The 17,844-nt window shown below is 58.4% G+C and carries 14 protein-coding genes; 13 read left to right on the forward strand and 1 reads right to left on the reverse strand.

The genetic code is table 11. The features are described 5' to 3' along the window. Positions 1–41 precede the first annotated feature (41 nt). From ACM6IN_RS00305 to ACM6IN_RS00355, 11 genes are all read left to right on the forward strand, one after another. Complete coding sequence (locus ACM6IN_RS00305) at positions 42–1,352, forward strand: glycosyltransferase (RefSeq protein ID WP_414915143.1); 1,311 nt, start codon at positions 42–44, stop codon at positions 1,350–1,352. A 119-nt stretch (positions 1,353–1,471) separates the two neighbouring features. Beyond that, entirely contained in the window at positions 1,472–2,359 is an 888-nt protein-coding gene (locus tag ACM6IN_RS00310) for a hypothetical protein (RefSeq protein WP_007914963.1), read from the forward strand. Between the two features lie 68 nt (positions 2,360–2,427). Beyond that, positions 2,428–3,333: an AraC family transcriptional regulator gene (locus ACM6IN_RS00315; protein ID WP_414915144.1), complete on the forward strand. Its 906-nt coding sequence runs from the start codon at positions 2,428–2,430 to the stop codon at positions 3,331–3,333. Between the two features lie 342 nt (positions 3,334–3,675). Continuing rightward, positions 3,676–4,986: an ABC transporter substrate-binding protein gene (locus ACM6IN_RS00320; RefSeq protein ID WP_414915145.1), complete on the forward strand. Its 1,311-nt coding sequence runs from the start codon at positions 3,676–3,678 to the stop codon at positions 4,984–4,986. A gap of 173 nt (positions 4,987–5,159) precedes the next feature. Beyond that, the gene (locus tag ACM6IN_RS00325; protein ID WP_414915146.1) at positions 5,160–6,086 is read left to right on the forward strand and encodes a carbohydrate ABC transporter permease; all 927 of its coding nucleotides are present in this window, start codon (positions 5,160–5,162) and stop codon (positions 6,084–6,086) included. Positions 6,087–6,094: 8 nt separating this feature from the next. After that, positions 6,095–6,925 carry a carbohydrate ABC transporter permease gene (locus tag ACM6IN_RS00330; protein ID WP_034154211.1) on the forward strand — a complete coding sequence of 277 codons (831 nt, stop codon included), beginning with the start codon at positions 6,095–6,097 and terminating at the stop codon, positions 6,923–6,925. A gap of 136 nt (positions 6,926–7,061) precedes the next feature. After that, entirely contained in the window at positions 7,062–8,165 is a 1,104-nt protein-coding gene (locus tag ACM6IN_RS00335; protein WP_007949744.1) for an ABC transporter ATP-binding protein, read from the forward strand. A gap of 15 nt (positions 8,166–8,180) precedes the next feature. Beyond that, positions 8,181–9,653: a mannitol dehydrogenase family protein gene (locus tag ACM6IN_RS00340; protein WP_414915147.1), complete on the forward strand. Its 1,473-nt coding sequence runs from the start codon at positions 8,181–8,183 to the stop codon at positions 9,651–9,653. 333 nt (positions 9,654–9,986) lie between these two features. After that, positions 9,987–11,483 (forward strand): xylulokinase, encoded by a 1,497-nt coding sequence (gene xylB, locus ACM6IN_RS00345; RefSeq protein WP_414915148.1) that lies wholly within the window; start codon positions 9,987–9,989, stop codon positions 11,481–11,483. A gap of 13 nt (positions 11,484–11,496) precedes the next feature. Then, positions 11,497–12,435, forward strand: coding sequence for a carbohydrate kinase family protein (locus ACM6IN_RS00350; RefSeq protein ID WP_414915149.1), 939 nt, complete (start codon positions 11,497–11,499; stop codon positions 12,433–12,435). Positions 12,436–12,480: 45 nt separating this feature from the next. Next, entirely contained in the window at positions 12,481–13,101 is a 621-nt protein-coding gene (locus ACM6IN_RS00355; RefSeq protein ID WP_007912129.1) for a hypothetical protein, read from the forward strand. Positions 13,102–13,244: 143 nt separating this feature from the next. Here the strand turns inward: ACM6IN_RS00355 and ACM6IN_RS00360 are convergent, their stop codons facing one another. Beyond that, positions 13,245–14,546 carry an OprD family porin gene (locus ACM6IN_RS00360; RefSeq protein WP_414915150.1) on the reverse strand — a complete coding sequence of 434 codons (1,302 nt, stop codon included), beginning with the start codon at positions 14,544–14,546 and terminating at the stop codon, positions 13,245–13,247. Positions 14,547–14,920: 374 nt separating this feature from the next. Here ACM6IN_RS00360 and ACM6IN_RS00365 point away from each other — a divergent pair, with 374 nt between their 5' ends. Together ACM6IN_RS00365 and ACM6IN_RS00370 are read left to right on the forward strand one after the other, a co-directional pair. Further along, positions 14,921–16,993: a type VI secretion system tip protein VgrG gene (locus ACM6IN_RS00365; protein ID WP_414915151.1), complete on the forward strand. Its 2,073-nt coding sequence runs from the start codon at positions 14,921–14,923 to the stop codon at positions 16,991–16,993. Continuing rightward, entirely contained in the window at positions 16,990–17,814 is an 825-nt protein-coding gene (locus tag ACM6IN_RS00370; RefSeq protein ID WP_414915152.1) for a DUF4123 domain-containing protein, read from the forward strand. Before ACM6IN_RS00365 ends, ACM6IN_RS00370 begins: the two co-directional genes overlap by 4 nt. Positions 17,815–17,844: the final 30 nt, after the last annotated feature.

Raw genomic sequence — 17,844 nt, forward strand, 5'->3', positions numbered from 1 at the left:
TTGCGCCCTTTTTTCTCACCTGCTTTAAAGGATCTGCCCCCATGACCCAACCCGATAACACCAAAGTCCTGGTCATCGGCTACGTCTGGCCCGAGCCGCGCTCTTCCGCGGCCAGTGGTCATGTGATGCAGATCCTCGAAACCTTCCTGCAACAAGGCTGGGACATTACCTTCAGCAGCCCGGCCGGTCCCGGCGAGCACAAGGCGGATCTTGCCGCACTCGGCATTCGTGAGGTGCCGATCGAACTCAACAACAGCAGCTTCGATCAATTCATCAGCGGACTGGCGCCGGACATCGTCTTGTTCGACCAATTCATGATGGAAGAGCAGTTCGGCTGGCGAGTTGAAAAACACTGCCCTCAGGCGCTGCGCGTGCTGGAAACTTCCGACCTGCAAAGTCTGCGGCATGCGCGTCATCAGCGACTCAAGTCTCGTCTGAAGGTCAATCCTGACCAGAATGATTTCAGTGATGTCTTTGCCCCAGACCTGCGCGATGAATTCGGACTGATGGCCGAAACCGATCTGGCCAAGCGTGAAATCGCCGCGCTGTATCGTTGCGATCTCAATCTGATGATCTCCGAAGTGGAGATCGAATTGTTGATCGAGCAGTTCGGCTTGCCCCGACAATTGCTGCACTGGTGCCCGCTGATGATCGACCCGCCTGCGGTCGAACCTGCAACATTTGCGGATCGGGCGCACTTTCTGAGTATCGGCAACTTCCGCCACGCACCCAACTGGGATGCCGTGCTGTGGATGAAAACCACGATCTGGCCGCTGATTCGCCAACAGTTGCCCCAGGCACAATTGCACATTTACGGCGCGTATACGCCGCCGAAAGCCACAGCGCTGCATAACGCCCGCGAAGGTTTCCACATCATGAACTGGGCCGAAGATGCATTGCAGGTCATGTCTGCCGCGCGAGTCTGCCTGGCGCCCTTGCGATTTGGTGCCGGTATCAAGGGCAAACTGGTCGACGCCATGCTTTGCGGTACACCCAGTGTCACCACGCCGGTTGGCGCCGAGGCCATGCAGGGCGATCACGCGTGGCCCGGTGCAGTCACCAGCAGCGCAGTGGAGTTCGCCAACAGTGCCGTGGCGCTTTACAACGACGAGTCACGCTGGCAGGACGCTCGTCTGGCGGGATACACGCTGTTGAATGAACGCTACCCACAACCAGTACATGGTCCGGCATTGATTGAAAAACTGCGTTATTGCCAACGGAACTTAGAACACCTCAGATCCAACAACTTCATTGGCAGCATGCTCCGTCATCACTCGCACAAAAGCACCCAGTACATGGCGCAATGGATCGAAGCGAAAAACCGACACACACAACAAACACCGGACATGTAAGTAACGCCTTTTACACGACTTGCATTAAAAGCAAACTTGGCCGAACACCCGGCACCCGTTATAAACATCCTGCGCGCGCAATTCCGACAACTTTCGTTTTCAATTGCAGGATGTACAACATGAACAATCTTGATAATTTCCAACCTTATCAATGGATGGCGGATTCGCCGCAAATCGACAACTTGTCGCTTTTCGAACTTAGTTTGCCGGGTGCCCATAACGCTGGCTGCGACTGGGAAGCGGGTTATGCACTGATACCCGGTAAAAACTGGCTCGCCTGCCAGGATGTCTCCTTTTATTCACAATTGAATCGCGGTGTTCGAGCACTCGACGCCCGCCTGACTTACGATAACAAAGCGCAAGGACTGGCAAAGTTCCGCTTCCACCACAACGGCTACCTTTCTTCCCGTACGCTTGAAGATCTCGTACGCGACGTCAAAGCTTTTTATGAAAGGAACATCAATGAATTCATCATTCTGGACTTTCATGAATTGGGTAGTGGCAAGGACGCATTCGATCATTCGGAGTTTCAAGCGTTGATACTGCAACACTTGGGCGACCGAATGATCCCGACCCGGAATCTGCACCTGACGCTTGGCCAGCTCAAAGCGATCAGCCCGTTGCAGCGCATCATGGTGGCAGCCCCCATGACCTGGGAAACCGAGGACTACCGTATCTATGGAAGAATCCAGCACAAGTGGATCGGAAAGCAGCTTGTCAGTTCTCTCGATCTGCAGGGTTACATCAAAGAAGTATTGAGCACTGCCAACAGCACACTTCGCCCGTGGTCGCTGTCAGCAACCAGTTTTTCGATTGGCGGCCCTCAGCGAATTCTGGATGATCTCGACCACTGGTTTGACCCAGCCAGATCGGATTGGGCCAAAAAGTGCAACATCATCAATTTCGACTTTATTAAAAACTCGAACATTGTACGTTTTTGCCAGATGGCCAATCTGGAAAAAGCCATCGAGAAGTCCAGAGGCAGCGTCCGCGAGCAGACCGCTTGAGTGAAGCTGGCGCAAGTCCCGAGAAACGAGGCATGATCGGCAGGCGATAACAAAAAAAGTAGCTCGCCATGACTCGAACCGCCCGCGTGACCGACCCTTCATACGAGTTGATGGATGACCACAACGGGTTGTCCATCATCTACCGCCAGCACGGTTTTCCGTGCCCGCTGGTGCGCTGGCATTTCCACAAGGAATATGAACTGCACCTGATCGTCGCCAGCTCGGGCAAGGTGTTTATCGGCGACTACATTGGCAACTTCTATCCCGAAACCCTGTTCCTCACTGGCCCCAATTTGCCGCACAACTGGATCAGCCAGGTGGCCGAGGACGAGGTCGTTGAAAAGCGCGACATGCTGGTCAACTTCACCGACGAGTTGTTCGAGAGTGGCCACCAGGTGTTTGCCGAACTGAAGACCCTGGCGCCCCTGCTGGAACGTGCGCAGTACGGCATCGAGTTTCGCTGCAAACGTACCATCCGCCAGGCCATGACGCTGATGCAGCGCATCGCCGACAGCAAGGGCATCACCCGCCTCGGGCACTTCTTTATCCTGATGGAATTGCTCGCGGCCAGCGATGATTACCAGCTGTTGTCCGGCGCCACCACCCCGCAACTGGCCGATGAGCACAATATCGATCGTACCAACCGGGCCGTCGACTATATTTTCAGCCACTACGCCCGCGATATCTCGCTGGAGGAAGTCGCCGCGCATCTGGGCATGACGCCGACCTATTTCAGCCGAGTGTTCAAACAGGCCACCGGGCGCAATTTCATCGAGTTCGTCAATCGCTTGCGTATCAGCAAGTCCTGCGAGCTGCTGGCCGATGGCGACAAACCGGTGACCGAGGTGTGTTTCGAATCGGGGTTCAACAACATTTCCAACTTCAATCGGCGCTTTCAGCAGCTCAAGGGCATGACGCCGTCGCACTATCGGCGGCTTGCGGTGCAGCGCCTGACTGAACAAAACCATCTCTGACAACGCAACTCCCCTGTAGGAGTGAGCCTGCTCGCGATAGCGGTGTGACAGCGTGCAGATATGTTGGCTGACACTCCGCTATCGCGAGCAGGCTCACTCCTACAAGTTGCGATGCCACTCCGGAAACCTGTACGCATCCGACAGCACCTCTGCGCTGAAAAGCCCTTCCCTGCATTCGCCCCACAAAAGCCCAGTGCAAAAAAGTATCGATCAAAGTGTTAGGGATGATTTGTCAGCCCTGCGATTGAAGGCTGTAATCAGCGCACATTCTTCCTGCACAGGAAGACACAAAAACAATAACTGTCCTTCTGTAACCCTACGGGTGCAGAAAAGGAGTGCACGATGCAACCGACTGCAAAAGCTCTGCTTGCCCTCACCTGCATGACCCTCAGCAGCGTCAGCCTTGGCGCCCAGACCCTGACCATCGCCACCGTCAACAACAGCGACATGATCCGCATGCAAAAACTCTCGAAAACCTTCGAGACCGAGCATCCGGACATCAAGCTCAATTGGGTCGTGCTCGAAGAAAACGTCCTGCGCCAACGTCTGACCACCGACATCGCCACCCAGGGCGGCCAGTTCGACGTGTTGACCATCGGCATGTACGAAGCCGCACTGTGGGGCGCCAAAGGCTGGCTGGAACCGATGAAGGATCTGCCGGCCAGCTACGCCCTCGACGATGTGTTCCCGTCGGTGCGTGAAGGCCTGTCAGTCAAGGGTTCGCTGTACGCCCTGCCGTTCTACGCGGAAAGCTCGATCACCTATTACCGCACCGACCTGTTCAAGGATGCCGGCCTGACCATGCCCGAGCGTCCGACCTGGGAGCAGATCGCCGGTTTCGCCGAAAAACTCACCCACAAAGACAAAGAGCAGTACGGCATCTGCCTGCGCGGCAAGGCCGGTTGGGGCGAGAACATGGCGCTGATCACGACGGTTGCCAACGCCTACGGCGCGCGCTGGTTCGATGAGCAGTGGAAGCCTGAATTCACCGGGCCGGAGTGGAAAAACGCGCTGAATTTCTACGTCGACACCATGACGAAATCCGGCCCGCCAGGCGCCTCCAGCAACGGTTTCAACGAAAACCTTGCGCTGTTCAACAGCGGCAAATGCGCGATCTGGGTCGATGCCAGCGTCGCCGGCTCGTTCGTCACCGACAAGACCCAGAGCAAGGTTGCTGATCACGTCGGCTTCACATTCGCACCGCATCAAGTGACCGACAAAGGCTCGGCCTGGTTGTATTCGTGGGCGCTGGCAATCCCGACCAGTTCCAAAGCCAAAGACGCCGCCAAAGAATTCAGCGCTTGGGCGACGTCAAAAGAGTACGGCGAACTGGTCGCCAAGACTGACGGCATCGCCAACGTACCGCCCGGCACCCGCGCTTCGACCTACAGCGACGCCTATATGAGCGCCGCACCGTTCGCCAAGGTCACGCTGGAATCGTTGAAAGCGGCTGACCCGAGTAAACCGACGCTGAAACCGGTGCCGTACATCGGCATTCAACTGGTGACCATTCCAGAGTTCCAGGCGGTGGGCACCCAGGTCGGCAAGCTGTTCTCGGCGGCGCTGATCGGCCAGACCACGGTGGATCAAGCCCTGACTGCCGCGCAGCAAACCACTGAACGCGAGATGAAGCGCGCCGGTTATCCCAAGTAACCGCCTCTAAACCTGTGGGAGCTGGCTTGCCAGCGATGAGGCCGGCACATTCGACATTGCTGTCGGCTGACCTATTGCTATCGCTGGCAAGCCAGCTCCCACAGGGTCCGCGCCGATGTCAGGAATGTTGTCTTTCCTGAACATGTTTCTGCACCCAATTGGTTGTGATCACCATGAATACTTCAACTGCCAAAGCCCACATCGACCTGTCGCAGCCTGCGCGCAAAGTCCGCGTACGCAATCCCGGCTGGTTTCTGGTCAGCCCTTCGGTGGCCCTGTTGCTGCTGTGGATGATCGTGCCGCTGGGCATGACCATCTACTTCTCGATGATCCGCTACAACCTGCTTTACCCCGGTGAAAACCAGTTCGTCGGGTTGGAGAACTTCACATACTTCCTGACGGATTCGGGTTTCATGCCCGGTGCGACCAACACCTTGCTGCTGGTCGGCAGCGTGTTGTTGATCAGCGTGGTGCTCGGCGTACTCATCAGTGCGTTGCTTGAAGCGAGTGAATTCCTCGGTCGCGGCATCGTGCGGGTCATGCTGATCTCGCCGTTCTTCATCATGCCCACGGTCGGTGCGCTGATCTGGAAAAACCTGATTTTCCATCCGGTCTCGGGGATCCTCGCCTACATCTGGAAGCTGTTCGGCGCGCAACCGGTGGACTGGCTCGCCCACTACCCGCTGCTGTCGATCATCATCATTGTTTCGTGGCAATGGCTGCCCTTCGCGATCCTGATCCTAATGACCGCCATGCAGTCCCTCGACCAGGAACAGAAAGAGGCCGCGCGTCTCGACGGCGCCGGGCCGATCGCAATCTTCTGGCACCTGACCCTGCCGCATCTGGCACGGCCGATTGCCGTGGTGGTGATGATCGAAACGATCTTCCTGCTGTCGGTGTTCGCCGAGATTTTCACCACCACCAACGGTGGCCCCGGCTACGCCTCGACCAACCTCGCCTACCTGATCTACAACCAGGCGCTGGTGCAGTTCGACGTCGGCATGGCCTCGGCGGGCGGCTTGATTGCCGTGGTCATCGCCAACATCGCCGCGATCATTCTGGTGCGGATGATCGGCAAAAACCTGACTGACAAAGCCTGAGGCCTGCCATGACTCTTCAACAATCCCGCCGGCTGCAAAGCCTGCTGCTCGGCACCCTGGCCTGGGCCATCGCGATCGTGATTTTCTTCCCGATCTTCTGGATGGTGATGACCAGTTTCAAAACCGAAATCGACGCGTTCGCCACGCCGCCGCAGTTCATCTTCACGCCGACGCTGGAGAACTACCTGCACATCAATGAGCGCAGCGATTACTTCAGTTTCGCCTGGAACTCGGTGGTGATTTCCTTCAGTGCCACGGCCCTGTGCCTGTTGATCGCGGTGCCGGCAGCGTACTCGATGGCCTTCTACGAAACCCAGCGCACCAAAGGCACGTTGCTGTGGATGCTCTCGACCAAAATGCTGCCGCCGGTGGGCGTGCTGATGCCGATCTACCTGCTGGCGAAGAGTTTCGGCCTGCTCGATACGCGCATCGCGCTGATCGTGATCTACACGCTGATCAACCTGCCGATCGTGGTCTGGATGGTTTACACCTACTTCAAGGACATCCCCAAAGACATCCTCGAAGCCGCCCGTCTCGACGGCGCCACGCTGTGGCAGGAAATGGTCCGCGTGCTGTTGCCGATTGCCAAGGGCGGCCTTGCCTCGACCGTGCTGCTGTCGCTGATTCTGTGCTGGAACGAGGCGTTCTGGTCGCTAAACCTAACCTCGTCGAAAGCCGCGCCACTGACGGCGTTGATCGCCTCGTATTCGAGCCCGGAAGGCTTGTTCTGGGCCAAGTTGTCGGCGGTGTCGACCCTGGCGTGTGCGCCGATTCTGATCTTCGGCTGGATCAGCCAGAAACAACTGGTGCGCGGCCTCTCGTTCGGCGCCGTGAAATGAAGATTGAAAAGCAAAAGATCGCAGCCTTCGGCAGCTCCTACATGGAATGTCGTATCGGCATAAATCTCCTGTAGGAGCTGCCACAGGCTGCGATCTTTTGATCTTAAAAAAAACAACAATGTGGAGGCCCATCCTCATGGCCAACCTGAAAATCAAGAATCTGCAAAAAGGCTTCGAAGGTTTCTCCATCATCAAAGGCATTGACCTGGAAGTGAACGACAAGGAATTCGTGGTCTTCGTCGGCCCGTCGGGCTGCGGCAAATCCACCCTGCTGCGGCTGATCGCGGGTCTGGAAGAAGTCAGCGACGGCACCATCGAACTCGATGGTCGCGACATCACCGAAGTCAGCCCGGCCAAGCGCGATCTGGCGATGGTGTTCCAGACCTACGCGCTGTACCCGCACATGACCGTGAAAAAGAACATGTCCTTCGCCCTCGATCTGGCCGGCGTACCGAAAGCCGAAGTCGAGAAGAAGGTCGGTGAAGCAGCGCGCATTCTCGAACTCGGGCCGATGCTTGAGCGCAAGCCGAAACAGCTCTCCGGCGGCCAGCGCCAGCGTGTTGCGATCGGCCGCGCCATCGTGCGCAATCCGAAAATCTTCCTGTTCGATGAACCGCTGTCCAACCTCGACGCCGCGCTGCGCGTGCAGATGCGTCTGGAACTGCTGCGCCTGCACAAAGACCTGCAAGCGACGATGATCTACGTGACCCACGATCAGGTCGAAGCGATGACCATGGCCGACAAAGTCGTGGTGCTCAATGGCGGCAAGATCGAACAGGTCGGCTCGCCGCTGGACCTGTATCACAACCCGGCAAATCTCTTCGTTGCCGGTTTCCTCGGCACGCCGAAAATGGGCTTCCTCAAAGGCAAGATTGCCCGCGTCGACGGCCAGAGCTGCGAAGTGTCGCTGGACGCCGGCACGCGCATCACCCTGCCGTTCAACGCCGCCAATCTGAGTGTCGGCAGCGCCGTGACCCTGGGGATTCGCCCGGAACATCTGGAACTGGCGCAACCCGGTGATTGCAGCCTGCAAGTCACCGCCGACGTCAGCGAACGTCTGGGCAGCGACACTTTCTGCCACGTCACCACCAACGCCGGCGAAGCCCTGACCATGCGCGTGCGCGGTGATCTGGCCAGCCGTTACGGCGAACAACTGAGCCTGCACCTCGACCCGGCGCACTGCCACTTATTCGATGCCGAAGGTATCGCGTTGACCCGTCCGCTGCGCGCTGCGGCCTGATTTCGAGAACTCCCGATGAAACTCAACCAACAGAACCTCCATCGTCTGGCCGCCGAAGTGCAACTGCCGGCCTACAACCTTAGCGACACGCGCCAAGGCATCGCCCACATTGGCGTCGGCGGCTTCCACCGCGCGCATCAGGCGTATTACACCGACGCCTTGATGAACACCGGCGAAGCCCTCGACTGGGCCATTTGTGGCGTCGGCCTGCGCGCCGAAGACCGCCGTGCTCGCGATGATCTCAAGGAGCAGGATTACCTGTTCACCCTGTTCGAACTCGGTGACAGCGACGACACCGAAGTCCGCGTGATCGGCGCGATTCGCGACATGCTACTGGCCGAGGACGGCGCTCAGGCGTTGATCGACAAACTCGCCGACCCACAGATTCGCATCGTCTCGCTGACCATCACCGAGGGCGGTTACTGCATCGACGACAGCAACGGCGAGTTCATGGCGCACCTGCCGCAAATTCAGCATGATCTGGCCCACCCAGAGGACCCGAAAACCGTGTTCGGTTTCTTGTGTGCGGCCCTGGAAAAACGTCGGGCGGCGGGCATTCCGGCGTTTACCGTGATGTCCTGCGATAACCTGCCGCACAACGGCGCCGTGACGCGCAAGGCGCTGCTGGCGTTTGCCACCCTGCGTAACAGCAATCTGTGCAGCTGGATCGACGCCAACGTCAGTTTCCCCAACGCCATGGTCGACCGCATCACGCCAATGACCAGCACCGCGCATCGCCTGCAACTGGCGGACAGACACGACGTCGACGATGCCTGGCCGGTGGTCTGCGAGCCGTTTGTTCAATGGGTATTGGAGGACAAATTCGGCAACGGTCGTCCGGCCTGGGAAAAGGTTGGTGTGCAGTTCACTGACGATGTTTCGCCGTATGAAGAGATGAAGATCAAACTGCTCAACGGCAGCCATCTGGCGCTGACGTATCTGGGCTTTTTGAAGGGTTATCGGTTTGTGCACGAAACCATGAATGACCCGCTGTTCGTGCGTTATATGCGCGCCTACATGGATCTGGACGTGACCCCGCAACTGGCGCCGGTGCCCGGCATTGATCTGACCGATTACAAAAACACATTGGTGGCGCGGTTTTCCAATCAGGCGATTGCCGATCAGCTTGAGCGGGTGTGCTCGGACGGTTCGTCGAAGTTTCCCAAGTTCACCATCCCGACGATCAATCGCTTGATTGCCGATGGGCAGGAGACCAAGCGTGCGGCTCTGGTGGTCGCTGCGTGGGCGTTGTATTTGAAGGGTGTGGATGAGAATGGTGATACCTATTCAATCCCGGATCCGCGCGCGGCGTTTTGTCAGGCGTTGGTGGCGGACGATGCTTTAATTACGCAGCGGTTGTTGGCGGTCGAGGAGATTTTCGGCACGGCGATACCGCGTTCGGCGGAGTTTGTCGCGGCGTTCGAGTGGTGCTGCAACAGCTTGCGCGAAGAGGGTGTGACGCGGACTTTGCAGCGGGTTCTGGATTGAAAAGCCCCTCACCCTAGCCCTCTCCCCGAGGGAGAGGGGACTGACCGAGTGGTTTGTGCAAGTTACATCGACCTGAACGTCCGGAGTCGAACTCAGGTATTGAACAGCACCTGATTGAGAGAACCGCAGTCGAACTCAGATTTTGAACAGCCCCGGTTTGAGAGAATCGGAGTCGAACTCAGCTTTTGAACAGCCCCGGTTTGAGAGAACCGGAGTCGAACTCAGCTTTTGAACAGCCCCCCGATCAGCTCCCTTCCCCCTCGCCCCCTTGGGGGAGAGGGCTGGGGTGAGGGGGTAAGCTCTTGATCTTCACCACACCCGAGTGGTTCACACATGACAACACAACAACTGTTCCTAGGCATCGACTGCGGCACACAAGGCACCAAAGCCATCATCCTTGACGCCGTCAGCGGTCAGGTCCTCGGCCAAGGCGCCGCCGCCCACACAATGATCAGCGGCGCCAACGGCCGCCGCGAACAAGACACCCAGCAATGGCTAGAAGCCTTCGCCCTCGCCACTCGCCGCGCATTGTTGGCGGCGAATGTCGATGGCCTGTCGATCCTCGGCATCGGCGTCTCCGGCCAGCAGCACGGTCTGGTCCTGCTCGATGATCAAGGTGAAGTGCTGCGCCCCGCCAAGCTCTGGTGCGACACCGAAACCAGCGCCGAAAACGACCGTCTGCTGGTGCATCTAGGCGGTGAAAAAGGCTCGCTGGAACGCCTCGGTGTGGTCATCGCACCGGGCTACACGGTGTCGAAACTGCTCTGGACCAAAGAACAACACCCCGTGGTCTTTTCGCGCATCGCACGCATTCTGTTGCCCCACGACTACCTGAATTTCTGGCTCACCGGTCGCGCCTGCAGCGAATACGGCGATGCCTCGGGCACTGGCTATTTCAACGTGCGCACCCGCCAATGGGACTTGCAACTGCTGCGCGACATCGACGCCAGCGGACGCCTGCAAGCCGCACTGCCTGAGCTGATAGACGCGCATCAACCTGTCGGCACCATCCTCCCGGCGATAGCCGAACACCTCGGCATCAACCCCAATGCGTTGGTATCGAGCGGCGGCGGCGACAACATGATGGGCGCCATCGGCACCGGCAATATTCAGCCCGGCGCGATCACCATGAGCCTCGGCTCTTCCGGCACGGTTTACGCCTATTCCGAAGTACCAAAAGTCAGCCCGGACGCTTCGGTCGCGACGTTCTGTTCGTCCAGCGGCGGTTGGTTGCCGCTGATCTGCACCATGAACCTGACCAATGCTACTGGCGCGATTCGCGAGCTGTTCAACCTCGATCTGCCACAGTTCAACGACCTCGTCGCGCAAGCCCCCATCGGCGCCGACGGCGTGAGCATGCTGCCGTTCCTCAACGGCGAGCGCGTTCCCGCCCTGCCCCACGCCACCGGCAGCCTGCACGGCTTGACGCTGGATAACCTGACCCAGGCCAATCTGTGCCGCGCCGCCGTCGAAGGCACCACCTTCGGTTTGCGCTACGGACTGGATTTGCTCCGCCACAATGGTTTACAAAGCCGCAGCATTTGCCTGATCGGCGGCGGTTCGAAAAGCGCGGTTTGGCGGCAGATCGTTGCCGACATCATGAACACCCCGGTGATCTGCACCGAACAAAGCGAAGCCGCGGCACTTGGCGCAGCGATTCAAGCGGCGTGGTGCAAATCCTGGTCGAATGGCCACGAAGACAGCCTCGCCGACCTGTGCCAGCGCTGCGTGAAACTCGATTCAAGCAGCGAAACCCTGCCGATTGCCGCCAACGTTGCGGCGTTTCAGCAGGCCTATGAACGCTATCAACAGCATGTCGCAACCCTATAAAGAGCAAACAATTATGTATTTGGTGTGTGGCGAAGCCCTGTTTGATTTTTTCAGTGAAGACGACGCCAGCGGTCTGGCCTCGAAAGTCAATTTCAAGGCGATTGCCGGCGGCTCGCCGTTCAACGTCGCCGTGGGTTTGCGCCGTCTGGGCGTGGACTCGGCCTTGTTCGGCGGGCTGTCCACTGACTACCTCGGCCGTCGTTTGCAGCAAGTGCTGCAGGACGAAGGTGTACGCCCGGACTATCTGGTGGACTTCGCCGCACCGACCACGCTGGCCATGGTCGCCGTCGGTGCCAATGGCTCGCCGCACTACAGCTTTCGCGGTGAAGGCTGCGCGGACCGGCAGTTGAGTCTGGTACATCTGCCGGCGCTGGGTCCTGAAGTGCGCGGCTTGCACATTGGCTCGTTCTCGCTGGTGGTGCAGCCGATTGGCGACACCTTGCTGACGCTGGTACAGCGCGAGAGCGGCAAACGCCTGATCACCCTCGACCCGAACGTACGCCTCAATCCCGAGCCGAACATCGACCTGTGGCGTGAGCGCATCGCGACGCTGGTGCCACTGGCCGATCTGATCAAGGTCAGCGACGAAGACTTGAGCCTGCTCTACCCCGAACAGGACCCGCAACGCGTAATCGAAGGCTGGCTCGAACAGCGCTGCCAGATCGTCTTCCTCACCCGTGGCGGCGACGGCGCCAGTGTGTTCAGCCGCCAGCATGGCAACTGGTCGGTGCCGGCGGCCTCGGTGAAAATCGCCGACACCGTTGGCGCGGGTGACACCTTCCAGGCCGCGCTGATCACCTGGCTGACCGAGCACGGTCTGGATTCGGTCGAAGGCGTGCAGCAACTCGCCCGCGAGCAGATCGACGCCATGCTCAAGTTCGCCGTACAAGCCGCCGCGCTGACCTGCAGCAAGACCGGCCCGGATCTGCCCTATCGTCACCAATTGAGTTGAACGCGTAGACTGTCGGCCTTTTTGCGCACGACGGGATAACGGCTTTTGAATTACAGGCAGACGCTTGGACTACTGACACTGGCAACGCTACTGAGCGGGTGCGGCACCTCGCCGCCCCGTTCGCCGGAAGACATCTGCGAAATCTTCCGCGAGAAAAGCGACTGGTACGACGCGGCGCAAGTCACGCAAAAACGCTGGGGCGTACCGATTCAGGTGCCCTTCGCGATCATGTATCAGGAATCCGGCTACCGCTACGACGCCAAGACTCCGCGCAAATACTTGCTCTGGGTGATCCCGTGGGGCCGTGTGTCCACCGCATCGGGCTATGCGCAAGCCAAAGATGAAGTCTGGGCCGACTATCAGAAAAGCACCGGTCGCAGCGGAGCCGATCGCGAAGACTTCGACGACGCCATCGACTTTGTCGGCTGGTACATGGACAAGACCTATTCGATCAACGGCGTCTACAAGTACGACGCCTATAACCAATACCTCAACTATCACGAAGGCTGGGGCGGCTTCCGCAACAAGACTTACGCGAGCAAAGCCTGGCTAATGCCGACGGCGCGCAAAGTGCAGAATCGTTCGGATGTGTATGCGCGGCAATATGCCGGCTGCAAAGAGGACTTGAATCGGGGGTTCTGGAGCCGGTTCTGGCATTGGTTGTAACGGTGACTTCAAGGGCCTCATCGCGAGCAGGCTCACTCCTACAATGGATCAATGTCGAACACGATATCCGAGTCCACTGAAGATCCCCTGTAGGAGTGAGCCTGCTCGCGATAGCGTCCGATCAAGCACTACACATCCAAGACCTACAACACCGAAAAGCTATAACTCACAATCAACCGTGTCTCATCCACATCCCGGGCAAACTTCTCATAGTTGGTCCGGTAAGTCGCATTCCTCAAACGCAAACTCACATCCTTGAACGTGCCCGTCTGAATCACATACTTCAACTCGCTGTCGCGTTCCCACTCCTTGCCTTCCTGATCACTGCCCAACACCTTGATGTGGTCACCGTTCACATAACGGGTCAGGAAGCTCAAACCATTAATGCCAATGGCCTTGAAGTCATAGTCATAACGCAACTGCCACGAACGTTCCTGCGCGGCGGCGAAGTCGTTGACCTGCACGTAGTTGACCAGATACGGATTGCTGCCATCGAGGTACGGCATCGAGTTGTCGCCGTTCATACGCTGCCAACCGGCGCTGAACGTATGGCCGCTGTGCGCATACGACAACATGCCGCTCAACGCACGGTTATCAATGGAACCGGCCTTGGCATCACCGCTGTCGGCACTCTTCAGCACCCGCAGATCCGCTTTAAGTACACCGCCAGCTAACGGTTGATTACCCAACAGCCCGACAAAGTGCTGACGATAGATGTCTTCCAGTTCGGCGTAGTGATACTGCGCGGTCAGGCGATCGTTGATCTTGTAGTCGAAGCCGTACATGTCGAAATAGTCGGCGGTGGTGTTGCAGGCGTAGCGCTTGTTCTTGCAGTGCACGCGGATGTCTTGCGAATCGGTGGAATCGCGCGCGGTGTACTTGTCCAGGCGCGCGGCCATGAAGGTCAGGTCTTTCAGCTCTTTAGAAGTGAGCATGGCGCCATTGAACATGGTCGGCAGCAAACGGCCGTCGTTGTATTTCAGCAACGGCAGATCCGGCAGTAGCGCGCCGTACTTCAGCACGGTGTCCGAGACTTTGACCTTGGCGGTCAGGCCCATTTTCGCGTACTGGCCTTTCGAGCCGCGCGGATCGTTGCCACTGGAAGGCAGCAAGCCGCTGTTGCTGCGGTTCGGGCTGGAATCGAGTTGAAAGCCAAGCATGCCCAGCGCATCGATACCAAAACCCACCGTACCTTCGGTGTAGCCCGATTGCAGGTTGAGAATAAAGCCCTGTGCCGACTCTTCACGCTTGGAGGCGCCCTGAGCGTTCGAGGTGCTCCCATCACGGAAATCGCGGTTGAAGTACACCGTGCGCGATTCGATTTTCGCCGTGGTGTCTTCAAAGAATCCGCTGGCCTGAACCTGTGCGGTAAAACCTGCGCACAGCACAACGGCTCCGAAGCCAAACGACTGGCGCGGGGTGATGAGGGAAAATGGGGGACGCATGAAAAACTCCAACAATGCAGCGTTTGCGCAAGCGCGCAACAAGCCAGAAAAATAGCTCCCGTCCCGGGTCAGATTGAACCAGGAGAAAGTGAACACGCAGGGGTGAGCGGCAATGATGGCAGATGGCTTTGACGTGCTACAGGCGACTTTAGTCTGAATCTGACTGAGGATTCTTCAACCCAGGGTCGTGGGAAAAGTCGCTAACAGCGAACACCAACTCCCGAAAATCCCCCGGTTTCACTGGACGAAACACCCTGACTAAGGGTTTTCCCTATACCGCAAACCTGCCAGACCTACGGCTTTTGTGCCTTGAACGAGGCCGCTTAATCCTCCATCATCCGTCCCCTGCTTATTCAACGGACGGAATTCAAGGCATGCTGGACGCCAACGCAACCCACATTACCCTCACGCTTGAAGGCGCCAACGCCGACCTGCAAGTCCTCAGCTTCACCGGTCGCGAAGCCCTCAATCAACCGTTCCGTTTCGACCTCGAACTCGTCAGCGCCCGCCCCGACCTCAAGCTCGAAGAGCTGCTGCACAAACCCGGCGTCCTGACCTTCGGCGCCACCGGCGAAGGCAAGATCCACGGTCTGGTTTATCGCATCGAGCAAGGCGACTCCGGCAAGACCCTGACCCGTTACAGCCTCAGCCTGGTGCCACAACTGGCCTACCTGCGGCACAACCACGATCAGCAGATCTTCCAGCAGCTGACCGTGCCGAAGATCATCGCTCAGGTGCTGGAGGATCGCGGCATCCTCGCCGACGCCTACAGCTTCCAGCTCGGCGCCGAATACCCGCAGCGCGACTACTGCGTGCAGTACGACGAATCCGACCTGCATTTCATTCAGCGTTTGTGCGAAGAGGAAGGCATTCACTTCCACTTCCAGCACAGCAGCAGCGGCCACAAACTGGTGTTCGGCGACGACCAGACCGTGTTCCGCAAGCTGAAACCGGTGAGCTACCAGCAAGACTCCGGCATGGCCGCCGACAAACCGGTGATCAAGCGTTTCAACCTGCGTCTGGAAACCCGCACCACCCGCGTCAGCCGCCGCGACTACGACTTCGAAAAACCAAAGATCCTCCCCGAAGGCGCGGTCAAAACCGAGTTCGCCCCGGATCTCGAGGACTACGACTACCCCGGCCGTTTCACCACCCGCGAGCGCGGCAAGTTCCTTTCCACCCGCGCCCTCGAACGCCATCGCAGCGACTACAAACTCGCCGAAGGCAAAGGTGACGAACCAACCCTCACCAGCGGCCATTTCCTCACCCTCGCCGAACACCCGCGCGCCGAGTGGAACGATCTGTGGCTGCTGCTGGAGGTCTTCCACGAAGGCAAACAACCGCAAGTACTCGGCGAAAACGTCACCAGCGACGTCACCGACCACAAAAGCGATTTCCACCAGGGCTACCGCAACAGCTTCCTCGCCACCCCGTGGGACGCGCACTACCGCCCTGCCCTTGAACACCCGAAACCGAAAGTCCTCGGCAGCCAGACCGCCGTCGTCACCGGCCCCGCAGGCGAAGAAATCCACTGCGACCAATACGGCCGCATCAAAGTGCAATTCCACTGGGACCGCGACGGCCAGGGCGACGACAAAACCACTTGCTGGATGCGCGTCGCCAGCGGCTGGGCCGGCGCGGCTTACGGCGGCATCGCCATCCCGCGCATCGGCATGGAAGTCCTCGTCACCTTCCTCGAAGGCGATCCCGACCAGCCGCTGGTCACCGGTTGCCTGTACCACAAGGAAAACGTCGTCCCCTACGACCTGCCGGCGAACAAGAGCCGCAGCACCTTCAAGACCCTGAGTTCACCGGGTGGCAAGGGCTACAACGAGTTCCGCATCGAAGACAAGAAAGGCGTCGAGCAGATCTACATCCACGCCCAGCGCGACTGGGACGAGAACATCGAGCACGATCAGAAGATTCGCGTCGGCAACGAACGGCACGACACGGTTGAAGCCAATACGCTGAGTGAGTTCAAGGTTGAGGAACACCGGATTACGCATCTGGATCGCATTAGCGAGATGCGTGCGGATGATCACCTGACCGTCGGTGTCACCCAGCACCTGAAAGTGGGGACTGCGCAGTTTGTCGAGGCCGGGACGGAGATTCATTACCACGCTGGTGAAAAGGTTGTGGTTGAGGGTGGCATGGAGCTGACCGCCAAGGCTGGCGGGAGTTTTGTGAAGGTCGATGCGGGTGGTGTGACGATTAGTGGCGCTGAGGTGAAGGTTAATACCGGTGGTGCGCCGGGGGTGGGGACCGGGATCGGGATTCTGGAACCCGTCATCCCGTGGGCTGCCGCGAAGGACAAGCCTGGCGCCCTGCTCGTACCGGCAGCCGTGCAAATGGCTATGGCCAAAGCGGCTCGTGCAGTTGGCAATACTCGCTGCCCGATCTGTGAAGCCTGCCGCGAAGGCAAATGTGATCTGGGAGCCACGGCATGAGCGATGTACTCAACAACTGGCTAGGCGAACAATCGCGCCTCAACCGCAAGCTGATCCTCGCGCTAGACAGCCTCGCCGAGCCAAACCCCGTTACACCGCTTTACAGCGCGAACGTCATGCAGCGTTCCGTACAACTCTACCGCCGCACCGAGTTCTCGAAGTTCGCTGCCATCAGCCCTTGGCTAACCGAATTGCAGAATCCGGGCAACGAAGCTTTTCGCAGTTTGCTGGATGACCCACAGCGCAACTGGGGCTGGATAGGCAGCATGGACAAGGCTGATCTTGACAGCCTCACCCAGCACTGGATCGCTCGAATGGTCATCGACGAAGACGGCGAACGATCGCTGTTTCGTTTTCAGGACAACCGCGTACTCGCGCGTTGTCTGGGCAACATGAAAGAAACCGAATGGCCTCTACTGCTAGGCCCAATCAGCAGCGTGCTGTATTGGGATGAGGATCAGTGGAAAAGTGCAGATAACTGCAGGCCGGGGATATATCCAGTTCCGAATCCTGAGCCGTGGTTGCGCAACCCTGAGTCTGGTGAACAGGCTCGAAGCATCCTGCGCGAAAACCTGAAAAGGTGGTTGATGACCTACCACGTCGATGCTGCCGCCGCGCTGGCCGAAACACGGGTCGTCAGTGAATGGCTAGAGGATCAAATGGACTTGCTGGACGCTTGGAGTTGGCAGTTGCCCGAACATCGCGAGTTGATGTTGAGCCGGCGGCTGTCAGAGCAGTGTATGCAAGATATAGCTTGGGAACCTTTGCCTACAGAAACACCTCAGGAGCATTTCGCTAGATGCCAACGAGTATTCAATTGAAATTAGCAATCCATTTTAGTTATGTTTAAA

The organism is Pseudomonas sp. IT-P395, assembly GCF_949767675.1.
Classification (GTDB): Bacteria; Pseudomonadota; Gammaproteobacteria; order Pseudomonadales; family Pseudomonadaceae; genus Aquipseudomonas.